6 protein-coding genes are annotated in these 23,794 nt (G+C 57.6%); 4 read left to right on the forward strand and 2 right to left on the reverse strand.

The window, feature by feature from the left end:
* The 4 genes from ACSPHG_RS18550 to ACSPHG_RS18565 all read left to right on the forward strand — a co-directional run bounded on the left by ACSPHG_RS18550 (position 1) and on the right by ACSPHG_RS18565 (position 20,535).
* Positions 1-1,341 (forward strand): TolC family protein, encoded by a 1,341-nt coding sequence (locus ACSPHG_RS18550; protein WP_435954942.1) that lies wholly within the window; start codon positions 1-3, stop codon positions 1,339-1,341.
* Positions 1,338-2,609, forward strand: coding sequence for a beta-barrel domain-containing protein (locus ACSPHG_RS18555; RefSeq protein WP_435954943.1), 1,272 nt, complete (start codon positions 1,338-1,340; stop codon positions 2,607-2,609). Before ACSPHG_RS18550 ends, ACSPHG_RS18555 begins: the two co-directional genes overlap by 4 nt.
* A gap of 18 nt (positions 2,610-2,627) precedes the next feature.
* Entirely contained in the window at positions 2,628-18,359 is a 15,732-nt protein-coding gene (locus tag ACSPHG_RS18560) for an Ig-like domain-containing protein (protein WP_435954944.1), read from the forward strand.
* A gap of 67 nt (positions 18,360-18,426) precedes the next feature.
* A complete protein-coding gene (locus tag ACSPHG_RS18565) occupies positions 18,427-20,535 on the forward strand; it encodes a peptidase domain-containing ABC transporter (RefSeq protein WP_435954945.1) in 2,109 nt (702 codons plus the stop codon).
* A gap of 192 nt (positions 20,536-20,727) precedes the next feature.
* Here ACSPHG_RS18565 and proY read toward each other — a convergent pair whose 3' ends face one another.
* Both proY and brnQ read right to left on the reverse strand, forming a co-directional pair.
* Positions 20,728-22,098, reverse strand: coding sequence for a proline-specific permease ProY (proY, locus tag ACSPHG_RS18570; RefSeq protein WP_435954946.1), 1,371 nt, complete (start codon positions 22,096-22,098; stop codon positions 20,728-20,730).
* Between the two features lie 69 nt (positions 22,099-22,167).
* Positions 22,168-23,490 carry a branched-chain amino acid transporter carrier protein BrnQ gene (gene brnQ / locus ACSPHG_RS18575; RefSeq protein WP_435954947.1) on the reverse strand — a complete coding sequence of 441 codons (1,323 nt, stop codon included), beginning with the start codon at positions 23,488-23,490 and terminating at the stop codon, positions 22,168-22,170.
* Between the last annotated feature and the right edge of the window lie 304 nt (positions 23,491-23,794).

The raw sequence follows: 23,794 nt of genomic DNA on the forward strand, positions 1-23,794 counted from the left end.
ATGAAAAGGAAACTTCTTGCATCCTGCATGGCGCTGCTGATGAGCCCGCTTGCAGGCCACTGCGCTACCGCTGATGACCAACCGCTGTTATCCCTGAACCTGCTGGTGCAGCACGCGCTGGAAGCGCAGCCTTCGGTGGCGATTGCGTCGTACGAAATTGAACGACGCAGCCAGGAAACCAACATGTCGAAAGCTGCGCTGTACCCGACGCTTGATATCAGCTCCGAAGCGTCGCAAAAGAACACCAGCGACAGCGGCAACGAGCAGAATATCGAAAACAGGGCAGCGCTAAACTATCGCATCACCGATTTTGGCGTGCGCAGTTCGACTATCGAAAAATCCGAGCATATCGAAGACAGCAGCCGCTTCGATTTTATGCAGACGACCATGCTGACCTCCAGCCAGACGGCCGCCAGCTTTATGCGCATCGAAAAGCTGAAGAAAATCCTCGCCATTATCGAGCAGGAGAAAGTTTTCTATAAAAAAATGCTCGGTGATTTTTCAGAACTGATCGGCTCTGGCGTAGCGATGCAGTCCGATATGCGTAAAGTTCAGGTTTCCATTGATACGCTCAGCACCCAGGAGCTGGGCTATCGCTCACAGCTGGAAACCGAAATTGCGAAAATGCGCAATTTAACCGGCGATAGCGTGACGGAAAATAACACCCAGCGCCTGCCTGATATCTTCGAAAAGTATAAGTTCGTCACTAACAAGCAGGAAGTGATGGATGAGATCAAGCACGACAGCAATACCTACAGGTCGCTTGCAAAAAATATTGACGCGGCCAAAGCCGATATTGAAGCAGCGAAAAGCAGTAATTACCCAACCATTGACGCAAGCGCGGGCTATAGCAAAAACAACCCCTCCTCCAGCGCCAACCCGGATGATTACAAAGACGAATTCAAAGTCGGTATTAAAGTCGGTTTAAATATCTTTAACGGTTTTAAAAACCAGTCTGAAGTCGGCAAGTTTTCGGCGCGCTACGCCCAGTCAAAGCTTGAGCTGGACGAGTTTTTAATCAAAACCCAAAATGATATTGATGCGAACCAGTCAAAATATCAGGCCAACGTGCAGGCGATGGAAATAGCCAAGCGCTCTTACGAAAACGCCGACAAACTGACTGAGCTTTATAAAGAAGAGTTTAAGCTGGGGCAAAAATCACTGCTCGATTTAGTGTCCAGCCGCAGCGAATCTTTCCAGGCACACATCACGATAATCGAAACAACCTACGGCATCTACGAAATGAAGCTGGAGCAGATGACGCAGCTGTCAACGCTGCTTACGCAGCTTGCCATAGACAATAAAAACCTCCGCATTGGCTCGAGGTCTTTACTGCGATGAACCGTAAAGAGAGCGATTATCTGATGATGATCATCATGGCGATGACGCTGCTGATAATCTTTTTGTTTAGCGTGATAAAGATAAACGCCGTGGTGCACGGTGCTGGCGTTATTATCACTAAAGACAATACGCAGATCGTATCGCTCTCTAAGGGCGGTACGATTAAACGCATCTTCGTCGCGGAAGGTGACTTCGTAAAAAAAGGCCAGGTGCTTGCCGAAACGGCAAACCTGGACCTTAAAAAAGAGTACGAACACCATAAGGTGCAGGCCACCTATCTGCAGGGCTACACCCACGAACTAAACCTCGTGCTTAGCCATACAGGCCCGGCTTATGAAGCCGATATCAGCAAGCTTAAAGACAAGAAAATCATCAGCAATATCCAGTCCGTAAAAAGCAGAGTCGCCACTAAAGACGTCAAAATCAACGGCCTTTCTTCGGACATCATCGGTATGGAAATCACGCGCATCAGCAAACAGAGTGAAATGAACCTGCTGCGTGAAGAAATAAACATACTTCGTCCACTCGTGAAGAAAGGCATCAGTTCTTACACCAACCTGCTCAATAAAAAGCAGATGGAAATACGTTTAAAGTCAGAGATCTCAGACATCGACAATCAAATTTCATCCAAAAAAGATGAAACGCGAGTGGTGCAAAACGAGATTAAAAATGACGACTTCGAATTTCGTCATCTGCTTTCAAAAGACCTCACGGACGCGCAAAAAGAATTAAGCATGAGCGAGTCTGCGCTCCAGATCTTAAACCAGCAGGTTGAAGAGGCCAGCGTCGCCTCGCCGGTGGATGGTATTATTTATCGTATAAATAAAAATGCCTCAACCCAAGGCGGGGTAATTCAGGCCGCAGATTCGCTTTTCGAAATAAAGCCGCTGTCTACGACAGTACTGGCGGAAGTTAAAATACAGCCTAAAGACAGGGATCAAATTTATATTGACGGTGACGTTAATATCAACGTCCTGTCCTATTTGCGATCCGGCACCAAGCCGTATCAGGGCACTATCGAACAAATCAGTCCCGACTCCTATGAAGAGTCGGTTAATGGATCGATGGTGCGTTATTACAAAATGGTCGTGAAGTTTAACGTCACCGCAAAAGAATTAACGATGGTTAAACCCGGCATGACGGTAGACGCCAGCGTTATCACAGGGAAGCATAGCATCTTGCAATATTTGGCCTCGCCTCTTTTAAAAGGGTTCAATCATACTTTTTCTGAACCCGTCCTGCCCGCTAACAAATTAAATGCTAATTAATGCCTGGAAGGTAATATCATGATTAATAAAACTATATTCATTAACGATAGTTCTAATGTCGATTTATCTGCCTTCGGCAGCATGAAAAAGGCAAGTTTAACTATTAGCGGCACCGACCTGACTTTTATTTTTGATGCTGCCACCACCGTCAACATTGTTAACGGCGCGCTCTATTCCAGCCTTGAAAATAGCCAGGTCACCTTTAAGTTTAGCGACGGCTCCGTCGTAGCGGGCAAAGAGCTGCTGAAATCCATCGACCTGAGCCACCTTGAGCTGGAAAGACTCGACGCCTCCCTTTCGGAAAGCCGTCAGGAACGCGTGATTCAGGGCAACCTCGAACAAACCGTTGCAGAGCAGGAAAAGCGCCTCGAAGAGATTAAAAAAGAGGCGCAGGAAGTAAAAAAAGAAGCAGAAAAAATGCAGGCCGAAGCGCAGGAATCACGCAACGCCGCGCAGGAAATTGAAGAACAGCTTCAGGAAGTCCTCGAAGAGCAGAGCAAGAAAAAAATCATCACCAGCAGCAGCGGCCAGAGCGAGATTGAAGGTGACGATCCCTTCGCCCTCGGTAAAAAAACCAAGAAATATGATGACGATGCGGTAGATATTGCCCGCCAGCTGAAGCTCAATGACGATTCTTCCTCCTCGTCATCGTCCTCCTCTGCCTCGAAATCGTCTGAATCCGATGTCGTGGTTGAGAAAAAAATCGATATCAGCCTCAAGCTTGATGAGGCCAGCGACAGCGGCATTAAAAACGACCGTATCACCAACGTGACGTCGCCGGTCTTTGTCGGTTCCACCGAACCCAATCTGACCCTCTCCTTCAAGGTAGACGGCATCGTCGTCGGGACTGAAGTTTCTGATGCGATGGGCAATTTCTCCTTCACCTACCCCGGCACCCTCGTCGACGGCGAATATACGGTAGAGGTTGAAGTCACCGACGGCAAAGGTGGACGCGGCACCGCGTCGGTTGCGGTAACTATCGATACCCTGACCGATACGCCAACCTTCGAGCTGGACGCGCAGTACGGCATTCCTCTTGAAGATCAGATCCCCGGCGAAAACCTGACGCGTTTCCCGGACGCGCAAATCAACGGTACCGCCGAAGCCAACACCCAGGTTGATGTCCAGGTCAACGGCAAATCGGTCGCTACCGTAGCCGTCAACGGTGAAGGGAAATGGAGCTATCAGTTCAGCGCCAACCAGCTGGCAGAAGGCGAAAACGCCATTGAAATCATCGCGGAAGATAAAGCAGGCAACCGCGCCTCTGTCGACGGTCTGATCACGCTCGACACCATTCCGCCCGAACAGCCCTCCATCATTCTTGATGAAGCGAGCGACAGCGGCACCTGGCATGACGACAGGCTGACTAACGACACCACCCCCGCCTTCCACGGAACCGGCGAGCCTAACAGCAAGCTTGAGCTGTTTATCGATAACAAGAAAATCGCGAATGTCGTCGCCGATGGCTACGGCAAATGGAGCTATGTTCTCAGCGATAATATCGCGCTGGCTGACGGCCTCTATCGCGTTGAAGTAGTAGCAAAAGACCGCGCCGGCAACAGCGCTAAACAAGCGCTCGAGGTTGAAATCGACACCGATATCGATCTCTTCACTATCAAAATGGATAACGCCAGCGACAGCGGCATCGCGGGGGATAACTACACCAATAACGTTACGCCGGGCTTCTCCGGTAAAACCGATCCCTCAGGCCTGATCAAAGTCACCAATATCACCACCGGCGAGAGCATTGAGGTGCAGGCCTCAGAGTCCGGGAATTTCTCATTTACCAGCCCGGGCACCTCGGTTGAAGGCCTCAACGAGCTGAGCATTTCCGTCACCGACCTTGCCGGAAACAGCGCCACCTACAGCGTGTCGTACACCATTGATACCGTGCCGCCCGAGGCACCAACGCTTGTGCTGGAAGAGTACGTCAATTCGCAAACGGGCAAAATTCTCACCAGAGACACCACCCCGACGCTGACCGGCACGGCGGAAGCGGGCAGCAAAGTCATCATTTATCTCGATGGCAAAGCCATTGACAGCGTCACCGCCGATGCCAATCAGCAGTGGAGCTACACGCCAACGTCTACCTTTAACGAAGGCGAACACACGTTAAGCGCCGTCGCCCAGGATTTGGCGGGCAACAATTCGCCGCCGTCGCCCGACTACACTTTCTCCGTCGATACCATGACGCAGGCACCGCAGGCGCAGCTTGACGCCAGCGACGACACCGGCGCGCGCCAGAACGACTGGATCACCAACCACAACGATAACCTGCTGGTGAACGGCAGCGCTGAGCCCTACGCGTCGCTGACCCTCAAAATCGACAATGAGGTTGTCGGCACCGCAACGGCGGATGCCAGCGGCCGGTGGAGCTTCGAAATCGATCCAAACCCCGCGCTCGCGGACAAAGTCTACGAACTTACCGTTACCGCTACCGATGAGGTGGGCAACCAGGCCTCCAGCAGCTTCCAGCTCACCATCGATACCATGACCCAAACGCCGATCGTACAGCTAGACGCCAGCTCGGACACCGGCAGCGCCAGCGATGACGCCATCACCAAAGACAGCCAGCCCCTGCTAAAAGGCACCGCCGAAGCGGGCGCGCAGGTGGAAGTCTTTATCGACGGCGTTTCCTGCGGTTCGGTGATTGCCAACTCGGAAGGGGTATGGAACTACCGCGTGCCGGGCGCCAGCAAGCTCGCGGACGGTGACCATTCGGTGACGGTCACCGCAACGGACGTGGCCGGTAACGTTGCCAACTCCATCCCGTTCCAGCTGCACATCGATACGAAAATTGACCAGCCAACCGTCACGCTGTCCAACGATAGCGGCGACAGCAGCAGCGATCTGCTGACTAACGAAAAGCTGCCTGCTTTCCGGGGCGAGGCTGAACCGTTCTCGAGCCTTGTGCTCTACCGCGACGGCGTTAGCGTCGCCAAAATGAGCGCTAACGCTTCCGGCCAGTGGCAGTACGTCTTCAACGACACGCAGGCGCTTGACGACGGGAGCTACATTTTTTACGTCGTTGCGACCGACATCGCGGGCAACAGCGCCACGTCCGAACGCATTCAGGTTGTGGTGGACACCACGATTGCCATGCCGGTGGTCGATCTGGACAGCTCGTCCGACTCCGGCTATCTGAACGACGATCGCCTGACCAACGACACCACCCCGACGTTCATCCTGACCAAAGTCGATCCTGACGTTACGCACGTGCAGATTAGCGTCGACGGCGTGAGCTACGACGCAACGCTCAACGCGGGCGTTTGGACGCTCACCCTGCCTACGGCCCTGAGCGAGGGCCAACATCAGATTACGGCAACGGCGACCGACAGCGCGGGCAACAGCGCCACCTCGACCGTGCTCGATATCCGGGTTGATACGCAAACCAGCTCGCCGCTGATTACGCTCACCGATGATACCGGCGTTAAGGGTGACAACGTGTCAAACGACACCACGCCGGGCTTTGCTATCGTTACCGACCGCGACGTCATGCAGGTTAGCGTGTCGATGGACGGTGGTGCCGCCGTTGTCGCGACGCAGGACAGCGAAGGCAGCTGGCACTACAACATGACCGAGGATCTGACCGACGGCGCGCATACCCTGTCCGTCACGGTGACCGACGCCGCGGGCAACACCCAGCAAAATAGCCTGACGTTTACCATTGATACCCAGCTGCAAACGCCGACCATCGATCTGGTAGACAGCGCCGACACCGGCGTCAGCAGCGCGGATGACCGCACCAAAAACACGCAGCCGTCTTTTGCCCTGGGTAACATGGACGCCGACGTGGTCGCCGTGGAGGTGCTGATCGACGGCGTCAGCTACAGCGCGGTCAATACGGCCGGTACCTGGAGCTTCACGCCGGATGCTCCTCTGCCGGACGCGGTTTACAGCTTCCAGGTGCGGGCGACCGACGCGGCGGGAAACAGCCGAACCTCCAGTCCGCTGCTGGTCACGATTGACACCGTCACCGCTGCGCCAGCCATCACCCTGACCGATGACAGCGGCCAGCCCGGCGATAATTTAACCAATGTCGTTACCCCAGGTTTCGCTATCACCACCGACGGCGACGTCGTGCAGGTTAGCGCGATTCTCGATAACGGCACCGCGCTTGCGGCAACGCAGGACGGCGAAGGCCGCTGGCATTTCTCTCCCCCGAGCGCGCTCGCAGACGGCACGCACAGCCTGACGGTGACCGTGACAGACAGCGCGGGCAATACCAATCAAAATACCCTGGCGTTCTCGGTGGATACGCAGCTGCAAACGGCAACGGTAGACCTGGTTGACGCCTCCGACAGCGGCATTAGCGCTACGGACAACTGGACGCAGGACTCTACGCCAACCTTCGCACTTGGCAACGTGGATAGCGACGCGGCCTCCGTCGAGGTTCTCATCAACGGCATAAGCTATGCGGCGGAAAAAAATGGCGCCAGCTGGAGCTTCACGCCGAACCCGGCCCTGCCTGACGCGGTTTACGACGTCCAGGTCCGCGTAACGGATATCGCGGGCAACGTGACCACCTCCGCCCCGATGCCGGTGACGATTGATACCACCACGGCCCTGCCAGCCATCACCCTGAGCGACGACACCGGCGTGCTGGGCGACAACCTCAGCAATAACGTTACGCCGGGCTTTAGCATTGCGACGGATGTCGACGTCGTTGAAGTGATGGTGCAGTTGGACAACGGTGCCGCCGTTGCCGCGACGAAAACCCGCGACGGCCAGTGGCAGTACACCGTGCCTGCCGCGCTGTCGGACGGGGCGCACACGCTGTCCGTAAGCGTGATGGATGGGGCGGGCAACAGCCGTCAAAACGCCCTGTCGTTTAACATCGACACCCGGCTTGCGACGCCAACGCTCGATCTGATTAACGCATCCGACACCGGCAACAGCGCATCCGACGGCTGGACCCGCGACGCGACCCCGTCCTTCGCCATTGGCAATATCGACGCCGACGCCGTGAACGTGGAAGTGCTGATTAACGGCGTCAGTCATAAGGCGACGCAGGATAATAACGGCAGCTGGGAATTCACGCCGGACAGCGCGCTGCCGGACGCCCGCTACGACGTGCAGGTTCGCGTGACCGACGCCGCGGGCAACGTCGCCGCCTCCTCCACGCTGCAGGTGACCATTGATACCGTCACCGCCGCGCCGGACATCACGCTTAACGACGATACCGGCGTGAAAGACGACAACCTGACCAATAGCGTGACGCCGGGCTTCGCCATTGCCACCGACGCCGACGTGGTGCGCGCCACCGTCACTCTCGACAACGGCACGCCGGTTTCGGCGGTCAAAGACAGCGATGGGCACTGGCATTACAACGTCCCGGCCGCGCTGACCGAAGGGGAACATACCCTGACCGTCACCGTTACCGACGGCGCGGGCAACACCAACCAGAACTCGCTGTCGTTCACCGTCGATGTGGCGTTACGCACGCCGACCGTCGATCTGCTGGACGGCTCCGACACGGGCACCAGCAGCACGGACAACCTGACCCGCGACACCACGCCGTCGTTTGCCATCGGCGATATCGACAGCGACGTGATTAGCGTCGACGTGCTGGTTGACGGCACCCGCTACGCCGCCACCAAAACGGGCGATGCGTGGAGCTTCACTCCGGCTACCCCGCTGTCCGACGGCGAGCATGAGATTCAGGTTCAGGTAGCCGATGCGGCAGGCAACACCGCCACGTCAGCTGCGCTGACCATCACCGTCGACACCGTCACCGCCGCGCCCGTTATCACCCTTAGCGATGATACCGGCGTTAAAGGCGACAACATCACCAACGACACCACGCCGGGCTTTGCCATCGCCACCGACGATGACGCGGCGCAGGTGACGGTGACGCTGGATAACGGCACGGCATTCGCCGCCACCAAAGACAGCGACGGACGCTGGCATTACAACGTGCCCACGGAGCTTGCCGACGGGGCGCACACGCTGACGGTCAACGTCACGGACGGGGCGGGCAACACCAGCCAGAACGCGCTGGCCTTCTCGGTCGATACCACTATCAGTATCCCGACGGTCGATCTGCTCGACGCCTCCGACAGCGGCACCAGCCGCACCGACAACTGGACGAACAGCACCCTGCCGGGCTTTGCCATCGGCAACGTCGACGCCGACGTGGTCACCGTGGACGTGCTGATCGACGGCGTCAGCTACAGCGCGGTCAATACGGCCGGTAGCTGGAGCTTCAGCGCGACCTCCGCGCTGGCGGACGGCGATCACAGCGTGCAGATCAGAGCCACCGACGCGGCGGGCAACACCGCAACGTCGGCCTCGCTGACCATCAATGTCGACACGGTTACCGCCGCACCGGGCATCACGCTGAGCGATGACTCCGGCATTAAAGGCGACAACGTCACCAACAGCACTAAACCAGGCTTCGCTATCACGACCGATACCGACGCGGCGCAGGTCATGGTGACGCTGGATAACGGCACCGCCCTCGCCGCCACCAAAGACAGCGACGGCCTGTGGCGCTTCGCGGCCCCGGCGACCTTAACCGACGGCGCACACTCCCTGTCCGTCACCGTTACCGACGGCGCGGGCAACGCCAATCAAAGCTCGCTCTCCTTCACCATCGACACGCAGATCCAGACGCCAACCGTCGATATGCTTGATAGCGCCGACAGCGGCGTAAGCAGTACCGACAACTGGACGAACAACGCGAAGCCGACCTTCAGCGCCGGTAACCTCGACGCCGACGTGGTGGCCGTGGAAGTGCTGATCGACGGCACAAGCTACAACGCCGTCAACGCAAACGGCAGCTGGAGCTTTACCCCGAACGCGCCGCTGCCGGACGGCGACCGCCAGATTCAGGTCAGAGCCACGGATGCGGCGGGCAACACCGCAACCTCCGCAACGCTTGTCGTTAAGGTCGATACCGTCACCGCCGCGCCTGCGATTACCCTCACCGACGACAGCGGCGTCAAAGGCGACAACATTACTAACGACACGACGCCGGGCTTCGGCATCGTGACGGACAGCGACGTCGCAACCGTCATGGTTTCCATCGACGGCGGCGCGGCCGTTGCCGCCGTGAAAGACAGCGATGGCCGCTGGCATTACAACGTTCCCGCCGCGCTCGGCGACGGCGAGCACGATATCCAGGTCATGGCGACCGACGGCGCGGGCAACACCAGCCAAAGCTCGCGGGCGTTCACCGTTGATACCGGCATCACCGCGCCGACTATCGATCTGGTCGATTCCTCCGACTCGGGCATCAGCACGTCGGATAACTGGACGAGCGACACGACGCCAACCTTCGCCATCGGCAACGTTCAGCCGGACGTGGTGAACATTGACGTGCTGATTGACGGCGTCAGCTATCCGGCAATTAAGAGCGGCGACAGCTGGAGCTTCACGCCGGGCACGGCCCTGAACGACGCGACCTACAGCGTGCAGGTTCGCGCGACCGATGCCGCAGGCAACGTGATTACGTCGGCCCCGCTGTCCGTCACGGTCGATACCGTCACGGCCGCGCCCGCGATTACGCTCAGCGACGACACCGGCGTAAAAGGCGACAACCTGACCAACGACACCACGCCGGGCTTCGCTATCACAACCGACACCGACGCCGTGCAGGTGCTTGTCTCGCTGGATAACGGTACGCCGGTCGCGGCGCTTAAAGGTAGCGACGGCAACTGGCAGTTCTCCGTGCCCGCCGCGCTGGCAGAAGGCGATCACGCGCTATCCGTAACGGTCACCGACCGGGCCGGAAATACCCAGCAAAGCTCGCTGTCATTCAGCGTGGATACCACGCTGTCTCTCCCAACGCTTGCGATCGCCGTGAGCGACGATTCCGGCTACAGCGACAACGACGGGATCACCCGCGAAACGAAGCCAAAATTTGTCATCGGCAACGTCGACGCCGACGTGCACAGCGTGAAGCTGAATATTGGCGGCGTTGAGTATCAGGCCGTGAACAACGCGGGCGTCTGGTCGTTTACGCCGGGCACCGCCCTGCCGGAAGCAACCTACGACGTTACGCTCACGGTCACCGACGACGCGGGTAACCAGAAAACCGTCACCCAGACCGTCAAAATCGACACCCACACCAGCGTGGACAGCGTTACGCTTACGGATGACACCGGCTTACAGAATGACTGGCGCACCAATAAAAAAGACTCGGCCTTTAGTATTGACGCGCCTGCCGACGCCTATACGGTAACCGTTGCGCTGGACAACGGCCAAAGCCGCAGCGCGGTGCTGATCGGCGGCAAGTGGGTCTTTACGCTGTCGGACACCACCGCCGACGGCACGCACGTTCTGCACATCACGGTGAGCGATCTGGCGGGCAATAGCGCCACGCTCGATCAAAACTTCGTCGTTGATACCGAGCTGTCCCCGCTGACCATCGATCTGCTGACCGCCGACGACAGCGCAAACGCCACGGACAACATCACCAACGTGAGAACGCCGCGCTTCGCGTTCGGCAACATTCCTGCGGACGTGATAAGCGTGACCGTTACGCTTGACGGGCAGACCACGGTGATACGCCCGCAAAGCGACGGTACCTACACGTTTATGCCGTCGGTCGCCTTAGCCGACAACAGCTACGAGCTGGTGGTGAACGTGACCGATACCGCGGGAAACACGCGCAGCAGCTCCCTGAGTTTTGAAGTGGATACCGTCACCGCCGTCAACACCATCACGCTGATGAACGACTCCGGGGATTCCGCGACCGACAACGTGACAAACGCCAGCCTGCCGAAATTCTCGGTGACCACACCTGCGGACGTGCAAACCGTTGTAGCAACGCTCAACGGCCTGCCTTGCACCGTTACGCAAACCGGCAGTGGCGTGTGGGAAGTCACCGCCCCGACGCTCACCTCGAGCGGGGATTACACCCTGGTCGTCGTCGCGACGGACGTTGCGGGCAACCAGGCGACCAGCAGCAAAACCATCACCTTTGATAACCAGATCTCGCTTCCGACCATCGCGCTTGCCAGCGCCGATGACACCGGCTTTGACGCAAACGACCGGCTGACCATGAACACCCGCCCCTCGTTCGTCATGACCAACGTCGATGCCGACGTGACCCGCATGATGGTCACGCTGAAAGGCAACACCGTTGAAGTCACGAAAGACGCTAGCGGCAACTGGATTTATCGCCCCGCCAACAACCTGACGGACGACACTTACACCCTGCAGGTTGAAGTGCGGGACGCGGCGGGCAACACCCGCAGCAACAGCCTGGATTTTGTAGTCGATACCCGTGTTAACGCACCGGTTATCGACATGCTCACCGCATCCGATACCGGCGACAGCAGCAGCGATAATAAAACCCGTAACACCACGCCGCAGTTCTCATTCAGCAATCTGGATACCGACGTGCACACGCTGCAGGTATCGCTGAATAACGTCACCTACAACATCGTGAAGGACGCGGGCGGCAACTGGTCATGGACCGCGCCAGCCCTGACCGACGGCAACTATAAGTTAGTCGCCACCGCGACGGACAAAGCGGGCAACGTTGCCAACGCCGAGCTGAACTTCGAGATCGATACCGCCGTCACCATCAACAACGTGGTGATGACCGTGGACAGCGGCTACGCCGACAGCGACCGCCTGACCAACGACACCAGCCCTTCGTTTGAGATTCAGGTGCCTGCCGACGTCACCCACGTTTCCGTCAAGCTGGACAACGGATCGGAAATCGATCTGGTCAAAACGGGCGGCAAGTGGACCTTCCCTTGCAGCGCCTTAGGCGACGGCGCGCATACGCTGCTGGTGACCGCGCAGGACGACGCGGGCAACAGTACCTCGCAGACCATCTCCTTTGAGATCGACACCACGCTGCTGCCCGTCACCAGCGATCTGCGCGATGCGGATGATACCGGCATCAGCGCTACGGATAACTACACCAGCAACGGGCAGCCGACCTTCCTGTTCACCAACGTCCCAACGGATGCCTGGAGCATGAGCGTTCGGCTGAACGGTCAGGACTATCCGGTATCGCTTAGCACGCTGCCGGTAAGCTTTAAGCCTTCGGCACCGCTTGCCGACGGCAGCTACACGCTGGTCACCACGATTACCGATAAAGCGGGCAACACCGCAGAAAGCTCGCTGACCTTTACCGTGGACACCACCACCACCGTCGCCGTTGATTTTATCGAAGGCGACGATACCGGCTATTCCAACAGCGACAACTACACCAGCGTCAATGCCCCAACCTTCGAGATTTCGGTACCGGCGGACGTGGTTTCCGTGACCGCCGTGCTTAACGGCGTGTCCTCGGTCGTCACCAAAAATCCGTCAGGAAAATGGATGTTTACCGCGCCGACCCTGACCGAAGGCGACCACACGCTGGTGGTGAACGTCACCGATCGCGCGGGCAATAACGCCAGCACGACGCTGCCGTTCACGGTGGATAAAACCATTGAAACCCCGGCACTCGATTTGGACACCAGCAGCGACACCGGCTACTCGTCAACGGATAACCAGACCAAGGACACCACGCCGTCCTTTACCGTCACCGGCGTAGGCGCTGCGGATATTCACCTGGTCACCATTACGCTTAACGGCAAGGTTTACGACGTGCAGAAGACCGGCGGTCAGTGGACCTTCCAGCTGCCCTCCGCCGACGCGCTTGCTGACGGCCAGTACGACGTTTCGGTGCGCTCCGAGGACAACGCGGGTAACAGCAAAACCGGCAGCATGACGATCGTCGTCGACACCCAGTGCCCTGAGCCTGTCGTTGCGATGCGCGATGCGGATAACACCGGCGTCATCACCGACACCATCACCTATCAGAAGCACCCGCGCTTTACCATCGGCGGCGCGCCGTCAGACCTCAACAGCATTACCGTTGAGCTGAACGGCCAAAGCTATAACGTGAGTAAAAGCGCCACCTGGTGGGATGTTCCGGCTAACGTGAACCTGAGCGACGGCGATTACGAGCTGAGGGTGACCTTCACCGATAACGTCGGCAACCGTGGCACCACCAGCTATAACTTCACGCTGGATACCGCAGTCCAGGGCGCGGAAATCGTGCTAATGGATGATTCAGGGAGCAACGCCAAAGATAACCTGACCAACGTTAACGTGCCGCGTTTCGAAGTGCGGGCCGGGGAGCCGCTGTCGGCCGTCACCGCTACGCTGAACGGGAGCACGGTGCAGCTGACGAAGAATGCCCAGGGACGCTGGATTTACACCGCAGAACGCACGCTGAGCGACGGCACCTACACGCTGGTTACCGAACTGACCGACGTGGCGGGTAACAAGACGCAAAGCAGCCTGACCTTTACCATTGATACCCAGATCCCGACGCCAACTATTGATATGAATAGCAGCAGCGACACCGGTATCAGCTCGTCGGATAACCTGACGAAAAACAATCAGCCGATCTTCACGCTCAATAACATCCCGTCGGACATCGACAGGGTGCAGGTCGCCATTGGCGGTTCGAACTTTAACGCCACGCAAAACGGCCAGGGCGTGTGGACCGTACAGCCGAGCAGGCTCAGCGACGGCAGCTACACCGCCGTCGTGACCGCCACCGATAAGGCCGGTAACCAGGCGCAAAGCAGCCTCAGCTTTACCATCGATACCACGATTGTGCTGTCGGTCGATCTGGCGGCATCATCGGATTCAGGGGTCTCGCAAAACGACAAGCTCACCAACGACACCACGCCAACCCTCCAGGGCATGACGGATGCGGGCGCGACGCTGCAGCTGACCGTTCGCGACAAGCAGGGCGCACAGGTGGCGACGCAAAACGTCACGCCTAACCCGGACGGAAGCTGGAGCGCGACGCTTAACGCGCTGGCCGAAGGCGAGTACACGGTGACGGTGAGAGCGGAAGACGCCGCGGGCAACGAGAAAACGCAAAGCCTGAATATTGTTATCGATACCACGACCGCGACGCCTTCCGTGGCGCTGACGATGTCCGACCCGTCCAACATGCATGAAGCGCTCGACCTGACGCCGGAATTTAGCGGCGTTGCCGAGGCGGGCGCGACGCTGCGCATCAAGATTGACGGCGTAGCGGTCGCAAGCGTTACGGTGGACAGCACCGGCACATGGCAATGGACGCCGCCGGATGCCCTGCTTTCCGGCGATCACCTGGTGACGGTGCAGGCCACCGACCGGGCGGGCAACGTTTCGCCGGAAGCCTCGTTCGACTTTATTATTCCGATTGTCGATATCACGCCGCCTTCGCTGATGCTCGTTAACTCAACGGATTCCGGCGCGCTGGGCGATTTTATTACTAAATTCAGCGCCCCTACGCTCACCGGGGTTACGCTGCCGGGCACCACCGTCACCGTTTACCTTAACGGCCGGGCGGCGGGCACGACGCAAACGGACTCAACGGGCCGCTACAGCTTCGCGCTGCCGGCCCAGGCCGAGGGCACCTATTCGGTTAAAGTCAGCATCACCGACCCGAACACCAAGCTGCCGATTGATTCCGACGTTGCCCAGCTGGTGATTGATACCCACGTCAATGATATGACGTGGAACATCCCGGCGCTGAACGAGAACGGCTATCTGAATGACAAAACGCCGCTCGTCAACGGCGTTTCTGAAGCGGGCGCGCGCATCGCCGTGATGGTTGACGGCAACGTGGTGATTGATACCGCCACCGCCAACGACGGATCGTGGTCGGTCACGCTGCCGAACATGGGCGCGGACGGCGCGCATAACATCAGCCTAAGAGTCACCGACGTTGCCGGAAACGTGCGCACCTTCCCGGCTCAGAATGTCGTGCTGGATACGCAGATGGCGGCGCTGACGGTCAGCCTGCGTGCGGCTGACGACACGGGTGCCAGCAACAGCGACCGTATTACCAGCAAAACGTCCGTCACCCTGGAAGGCACCGCCGAAGCCAATGCGAAGGTAACTATCTTTAACGCAGCGGGAACCGCCATCGGCAGCGTAACCGCGGGTGCAAACGGCAGCTGGTCGCGTCAGATAACCTTAACGAAGGGCCAAAATAATTTTGTGGTGAAGGCGGAAGACGCCGCGGGCAACGCCACGCAGAAAAACTTCAGCATTGAGTGCGATACCCAAAACGACATTACCGACATCAGCCTTACCCGCGACAGCAACAGCGGCGACGTCTACGACCTGATCACCAACGACAAAACGCCTTCGGTATCCGCGCTGACCGACCCCGCCGCGTCCGTGGATGTCTACGTCAATAATGTCAAAGTGACCACGATCGTCGCCGATGCCAGCGGCATTGCGACCTACAGCCTGGGCAACCGCGCTGACGGCGCATACAGCGTCAAATTTATCTCAACCGACCTTGCCGGAAACGTTGCCGAGTCGAATGTCGCAACGGTAGTCGTCGACAGCGTGATTAGCGACTTTACCGTCAGCTCGCTGCCCGCGCTGACCAAATCGCAGGCACAAACGATGAGCGGCACCGGGGAAGTGGGTGCGCGAGTGCAGGTAACGGTCAACGGCAAAGTGGCCGCGGAAACCAACGTTGGGAACAACGGCGAATGGTCGATTCCGGTGGTGCTTAAAAACGACGGCGATTATACAGTTTCGGTCACCATCACCGATATTGCCGGTAACCAGGAAACCAGCCCTGAACAATCGATTAAGCTCGACAGCCGTACTGCCTACCCCACCATTTTGCTGGACGATAGCGCCAACTCGGGCAGCAAAAGCGACCTGATCACCAACGTCAAAATGCCGTCCTTCCACGGTACCGCCGAAGCGGGCGCAACGGTGTCGATTCTGATCAATGAGCGGGTCGTTGATACCGTTACCGCCGACGGCAACGGCCAATGGACGTGGCAGCAGCCGAACAATCTGGCGGACGGTGAATATTCAGTTCGCGTCGTCGCCGAAGACGCCGCGCTGAACACCGCCGACTCGTCGCGACTGCTGGTGGTCATCGACACCGTTACGGAAATCAGCATCACCAAGTTCACCAGCGATAACGGCATTTATAGCGATGACCGCGTAACCAACGCTAGCCGTCCGGTCTTTGAGATCCAGGGCGAAGTGGGGCAGCCGGTGCGGGTCACCATCGACGGCGTTTATATCGAAACGGTAACCCTGAGCGGCCGAAGCCTGAGATACACCGCCCCTACCGCGCTTGCCGACGGCCAGCACAACATCGAATTTTCCATTACCGATGCGGCGGGCAACACGGCCAGCAGCGGCAGCTATAGCTTCACGGTGGACACCGTTAACAACACGCCGATTACCCTTGATACCGTGAACGGTTCAGACGCGGCGGACCTGACCACAGGCGGCGTTATCTATATCAACGACGTTTCCCAGAATCTGCAGCTGTCCGGGCTTGCGGAAGCCGGAAGCATGGTGCGGATCGCGTTCAACGGCCTGCAGGTGGGTGAGGTCTGGGCGAACGCCCAGGGGCGCTGGTCGACAAGCGTGAATAAAATTGCCCTTGCCGAAGGGGATATCAGCGTCACCGTGTCCTCTAATGACCGCGCGGGGAATGCTAAATCGGCCTCCTTCAGCATGGTTGTCGATACCCAAATCAGCGAGTTCACCGTGGACGTCACGGATAACAAAGGCACGTCTGATAAATGGGCGGTAAACAGCGCCACCACGACCTACTTTGGCCGCGGCGAGGCGGGCGCGACCGTTACGCTGATGCTGGCGGGCGCGATCGTTGCCTCGGTAGCGATTGCCGCAGACGGCACCTGGCAGCTGACCGCACCGGCCTTAAGCGAAGGGGATCATTCGCTCACCTTTACTATGACCGATAAGGCACGCAATACCCAGACGCTCGATCGCGACATCCTGGTGGACTGGACTGCGCCAAACGTGCCGACGATTAGCAGCTCAACCTATATCGAAGACAGCGGACTTTGGGTGTTCTCCGGTAAAGGCGAAGTCGGTTCTACGCTGGTTATCAAGGACGGCCGGGGTAACGAAATTACCTCGACCAAAGTGGACGGCACGGGGAGCTGGCTTGCGGTGTTTGACTATCCGGCAGACGGCAAGCTGACGCTTGTGATGCAGGACGAGGCCGGAAACGCCAGCAGCCCGTTACAAATCGACGATATGGAAACCCATCCGGAAATCCAGATGTCGGCGGCTTCGGACAGCGGCGTGGCGGGCGATATGCGCACCAACGACACCACGCCGACCTTCATGCTGAGCAACATCGACAGCGATGTTACTGAGGTCAGGGTCTCGCTTAACGGCAATGACTATCAGGCAACGCTTGAGAACGGCAGCTGGCAGTTCACGCCGATAGCTGCGCTGGCGGACGGGCAATATACCCTGAACGTCACGGCCACGGACGGTAGCGGCAACAGCACCAGCAGCCGTGTCGATTTCACCGTTGATACCACGGCAGAAGCGGCCAGCGTTTCTTCGGCGGACGATGCTGACGGCACGGCAGGCGCGCCGCTGGTGCTGGAAAGCAGCCAGCCGACGCTGCAGTTTGACTTCCCGGCGGATACCCAGCAGGCAAGCGTGACGTTCAACACCGAGCAGCACAGCCTGACGCTCGACGCTAACCATCAGGCCATCTTCGAGATACCGACCGCCCTTCTCGACGGGCCGTACAGCCTGACCGTTAGCTCAACCGACACCGCCGGAAACAGCCAGATGCAAACCGTCGAATTTACCATCGACACCTCGTCGGGCCAGATTCTGAAAGCGATGGCCGACGAGCCGAAGGAAGACCAGGTTGAAGCCTCACAGACGGGTAATCCTGCCGTAAATCAGCAGATCTTTGTTAACGAAGCAATGAGCTCGCTGCCGGTCGATGAATTAACCGACGGCGACCATCACGCATAACGGGGCTGAAAGCTCAGACGACATAACCTCTGCCGCTCCGGCGGCAGAGGCATAAGGAAATAGGTTCATGAATATCGATCTGTCCAGCTACGATCTCAAACTAAACGGAGCGCTGGCCTATATTGCTCGCAGCCACGGCTCGAGTATTGAAATTAATGACGAGCAAACGTCTATCGACCTTAAAGAATATGTTCAAGGCAACTTTGAGCACGATACGCAGATAAAAAACCATTTTCTGTCCCTCGGCCTGTCGATAAACAGCGTGTTTTTTTCACAGGCTGACGACCTGCTAAATGAAAGCATGCCGCTGCTGCTGTTGACCCCTTCGCTACAGTGGCTGGTTTGCGTCGGCTGCATTGAAGGGCAGCTACAGCTGGTAACGCCCGACCAGGAAACCGAGCTGGTTTCGCTTGAGCCGCAGGCGCTAAGGCAGCTCGCCGCCTACACGCTCCAGCCGCTGACCAACGTGGTCGACAGCATCCAGCTGGGCCATATCCTGAAAAAGGGGCTGAAGGAAAACAAAACCTTCTACGCGAAGTATTTTTTCTCTTCGCTGTTTATGGCGCTTTTCGCCCTGACCATCCCGGTTTTCAGCAACCTCTATTATGACAAGCTGGTGCCCAGCGCCTCCTATTCGTCGCTGTTTGGCGTCGCCGCCATCGTGCTGGTATTCATTATTTTTGAATTTCTGCTGCGCTCGTCAAAAGATATCTATCAGTCCATCGTTTCGCGCCGCGAAGATATCAGCATTGATGTCTCTTTTCTGGAAGCCCTTTTCTACAACGGAAAAAAAGGCGGCTCGATGTCCTCGGCGTTTATTTTGTGGAATGAATTTCAAAAAATTAAACCCGTCCTGCTCAACTCGCTCTTTCAGCGCGCCGCGGATATTCCCATATTTCTAATTTTCGTCATCGTTATTTATATCAACCTTGGCGTGCTGGTCGTCGTGCCGCTGCTTATTCTTGCCCTTTCGTTAGGCATGGCGTATCTGAATTACCGTTACACCAACGTGTTGATGGATCGGGTTAAAGACAACCAGTCCAACCGCAACGTGTTCATCACCGAAGTGCTTTATTCCATTCGCATGATCCACACGATGAACAACCGCAGCCTGATGACCAGCTGGGTGAACAGCTCCAACGAGCAGTCCTTCCTCAGCCTGCAAATCCGTAAAGCCAACGTGTTTTACCAAAGCGGGCTGGCGGCGCTGTCTAACCTCAATCAGATCCTGTTGATGCTGTTCGCCTTCTTTATGGTGATTCGCGGGGAAATTACTACCGGCGCGATTATCTCTTCGGTCATCGTTTCCGGGCGCATGTCCGGCATTATTTCCGGCATGTCGTCCACGCTGCTGACCGTGTTTACCTCGCGTAAAAGCATCAACGATCTGATGAAGATCTTTCTTCCGCAAACCGACCAGGAGCCGGTGGTTTTGCAAACCGTGGGGAGCGTAGAGGGGAATATTTCGCTTAAGGGCGTCAGCTATCAGTACGACCCGCAGACGCCGCTCGTTATCGATAACCTTAATCTGGAGATCCCTGCCGGGCAGAAAGTGGCGATTATCGGCGAATGCGGCGCGGGAAAAAGCTCGCTGATGTCGCTGCTTTCCGGTTTCTGCATGCCGACGCAGGGCGTGGTGATGTACGACGGTTTTAACACCCGCCACCTGGCGCAGAACTTCTACTCGCAGTTTATCAGCATGGTCACCAACCACGACGCGCTGTTTACCGGCACCGTGGAGAGCAACCTGCAGCTGAAGAGCGGCAGCGATCGTCAAAAAGTGGTCGCCGCGCTACAGGCCGCCCGCTGCGGTTTCGTGCTGCAACACCCGATGGGGCTGCGCTATCCGGTAAGCTTTATGGCCAAAAACCTGTCATCGGGCCAGAGCCAGCAGCTGCTTCTTGCGCGCAGCCTGAGCAGCGACGCCCGCGTTTTCCTATGGGATGAGCCGACCTCAAACCTCGACGAGCAGACCGAGCAGCATATTTTCGATAATCTCGACCAGTTCATCGGCGGGAAAACGCTGCTGATGGTGACGCACCGCCGCTACCTGTTGAAATACTTTGACCGTGTGCTGGTGGTTAAAAACGGCAAAGTGATCCGAGACTGCGCCCCGGATAAGCTGCTGGCACAGAACGCGCCGAAAGCGCAGGTGACGGTCGTACCGCTAAAATAAAAAAGGCCTCGAGCGAGGCCTTTCAGAGTGAAGATCATTTTCGGCGGATGGCGCTTCGCCCCGTTGTAGGGCGGATAAACGCAGCGCCATCCGCCGCAAGTTTCAGCCCTGGCAAAAAGCCCGCCACGTCCAACCCAAAGTCCGAGCCGTAGGGCGGATAAGCGCAGCGCCATCCGCCATTAAGCTCAGAACTTACCGGCTTTCGCAGGCCACCGCGCGGCGGCGTTTAAACACCCATCCCACCAGCAGCAGGGCAATCCACGCACAGCCGACGTACAGCGAAATGCGGGTTTCCGGGTGCCAGCCGATCAGCGCGATGATAAACACCAGGAACACGAGGCCAACAACGGTGGTTGCCACGCCGCCCGGCACCGGGAACTTCAGCTCCTTCGCCTCTTCTTTTGACAGCCTGCGGCGGAAGGCAATCTGGGAAAGCAGGATCATAATCCACACCCAAACCGTCGCGAAGGTGGCAAGGGACGCAATCACCAGGAAGACGTTTTCCGGCATGATGTAGTTGAGGTACACCGCCAGCAGCATGGCGAGGCTCATCACCAGCACGGTAACGAACGGAATGCCGTTGCGGGAAGTCTTAGCAAACACCTTAGGCGCGCTGCCCTGCTCCGCCATCCCGTGCAGCATACGGCCAACGCCGAACACGTCGCTGTTAATCGCAGAAAGCGACGCGGTGATCACCACGAAGTTCAGGATCCCCGCCGCGATGGTAATACCCATATGCTGGAAGGTCAGCACGAACGGGCTGCCGGAGGTGCCCACCTGGTTCCACGGATAAATGGACATAATCACAAACAGCGTGCCCACGTAGAACACCAGGATACGCAGCGGAACGGAGTTAATGGCGCGCGGAATGGATTTCTGCGGGTCTTTTGCTTCCCCGGCGGTGATACCGATGATTTCGATACCGCCGTAGGCGAACATCACCATCTGGAGCGACATCACCATGCCTATCCAGCCGTTGCTGAAGAAGCCGCCGTTGGTCCACAGGTTGTGAATGCCCGTCGCCTGGCCGCCGTTGCCGATACCCCAAACGATAATGCCGATCCCGGCAAGAATCATAATGATGATGGTGGCGACCTTAAAGAACGAGAACCAGAACTCCAGCTCGCCGAACACCTTGACGCTCATCAGGTTGACGGCGCAGATAATCAGCACCACGCTCAGCACCCACACCCAGTGCGGCACCGCCGGGAACCAGACGCCCATATAAATCCCGAACGCGGTGACGTCGGCGATGGCGACAATCAGAATCTCAAAGCAGTAGGTCCAGCCGGTAATGTACCCGGCAAGCGGCCCCAGGTTGTCCTGAGCGTAACGGGAAAACGAGCTGGCCGCCGGGTTATGCACCGACATCTCGCCCAGCGCGCGCATGATGATATAAGCCGCCACGCCGCCGATAATGTAAGCCAGCAGCACGCTCGGGCCCGCCATCTTGATGGCGTCTGCCGAACCGTAAAACAACCCCGTGCCAATTGCTGAACCCAGCGCCATAAAGCGTATGTGCCGGGTGCTCAAACCACGCTTGAGCTTATTCTGGTTTTCCATCGTTCCGTACACTCTCAACAAATAAAAAACCACGGAGCATTGCCCCGTGGTTAAACAACAAACAAATTTTTAGTGGGCGTTCGAAGTAACCTGTCGCCCTGCTGCGCGGTCCCAAACCACGGCGATGACAACCATCGCGACGGTCGGTAATACCCACGCTAAACCTTGATCCGCAAGCGGTAAGCGCGCAGTCCATGCTGGCAGCATATCGCTGATGGCCGAAGCCTTGATCCCGTCAATGATACCAAACAATGTGCTGATGAGCATCGCCGGTGCGATCACACGCGTTGAGTTGTGCCACCACGGACGGGTAAAGCTCAACACCACCAGCGCGATACATGGCGGATAAATCGCCGTCAGCACCGGAATGGAAACCTGAATCAGGTGGCTTAAGCCGAGGTTCGACACCACCATGGAGAACAGGCCGAGGATAAAGACCAGCGAGCGGTAGGACAGCGGCAGATACTGGCTAAAGAACTCTGCGCAGGCGCAGGTCAGGCCAACCGCCGTCACCATACAGGCGAGGAAAATCAGCGCGGCGAGGAAGAAGCTGCCCGCGCCGCCGAAGGTGTGCGCTACGTAAGCGTGCAGGATCGTCGCGCCGTTAGCGTTCTGGTCAGCAACCAGCGTCGCGCTGTCGGAACCCAGACGGAACAGCGTCAGGTAAATCAGCGTTAAGCCAACGCCTGCAATCAGGCCAGCCCAGATGGTGTAGCGCGTCAGCAGACGGGATTCGGTCACGCCGCGAGAGCGAGCGGCGTTCACAATGACGATACCAAACACCAGCGAGGCCAGGGTATCCATCGTCAGGTAACCGTTAACAAAGCCGTTGGAGAACGCCGCGTTCTGATAGGCTTCGGTCGCGGTGCTCACGCCACCGGCAGGCCACAGCAGCGCGCCCGCAGACAGCACCAGCAGCGCCACGATTTTCACCGGGGCCAGCACGTGGCCGACGGTATCCAGCAGCTTGCCGGGATAAAGGGAAATGCCGATAACCATCGCGAAATAGACCAGGCTGTAGATAAACAGCGGCAGCTCGCCCGCGCCGGTCAGCGGCGCAATCCCCACTTCAAAAGAAACGGTTGCGGTACGCGGCGTGGCGAACAGCGGGCCTACGGCCAGATAGCAAATCGTTGCCAGCAGCACGCCTGCGCGGCGGCCAATCGGCGAGCTTAGGCTATCAATGCCGCCGCCCACGCGGGCAATAGCGACGATGGTCAGCACCGGCAGACCTACCGCGGTCACCAGGAAGCCAAGAGAAGCCCACCAGACGTGCTCACCGGCCTGCAAGCCAACCATAGGGGGGAAAATGATGTTGCCCGCACCGACGAAGAGCGCAAAGGTCATAAAGCCCAGTGCGATGATGTCGCGAGATTTTAAATGATGGGTCATAAAATATTTGCAGCCTGTGGATGTGTGGTGTTGAAAGTATTCAAATTTTTCTGCCGTCCAGCGTGGCAAAAAAGTGGCAGTTGCAGATGACGACCGCAGAAAACACTGTTCCCGATCGGTGGCGAAGAATAGTTGGTCGAATTACCACGCAAATTCAGTCGTATGCTAATGCCAGGGGCGCAATTAAAACGCTTATAGCGTTTGAAGACAAGAAGGGATCCGGAAACCAGATTGATATCCTTAAATTAACCACAAACATAGTGGATAAATTCAATTATTAGAAATTATTATGGTGCATCATGCG

The organism is Dryocola baronae, assembly GCF_051297175.1.
In the GTDB taxonomy this organism is placed as follows: domain Bacteria; phylum Pseudomonadota; class Gammaproteobacteria; order Enterobacterales; family Enterobacteriaceae; genus Dryocola.

What these genes read in the sequence shown, in the direction of transcription:
- ACSPHG_RS18550 (WP_435954942.1), top strand. Translation starts at nt 1, where the DNA reads ATGAAAAGGAAACTTCTTGCATCCTGCATGGCGCTGCTGATGAGCCCG.
- ACSPHG_RS18555 (WP_435954943.1), top strand. Translation starts at nt 1,338, where the DNA reads ATGAACCGTAAAGAGAGCGATTATCTGATGATGATCATCATGGCGATG.
- ACSPHG_RS18560 (WP_435954944.1), top strand. Translation starts at nt 2,628, where the DNA reads ATGATTAATAAAACTATATTCATTAACGATAGTTCTAATGTCGATTTA.
- ACSPHG_RS18565 (WP_435954945.1), top strand. Translation starts at nt 18,427, where the DNA reads ATGAATATCGATCTGTCCAGCTACGATCTCAAACTAAACGGAGCGCTG.
- proY (WP_435954946.1), bottom strand. Translation starts at nt 22,098, where the DNA reads ATGGAAAACCAGAATAAGCTCAAGCGTGGTTTGAGCACCCGGCACATA.
- brnQ (WP_435954947.1), bottom strand. Translation starts at nt 23,490, where the DNA reads ATGACCCATCATTTAAAATCTCGCGACATCATCGCACTGGGCTTTATG.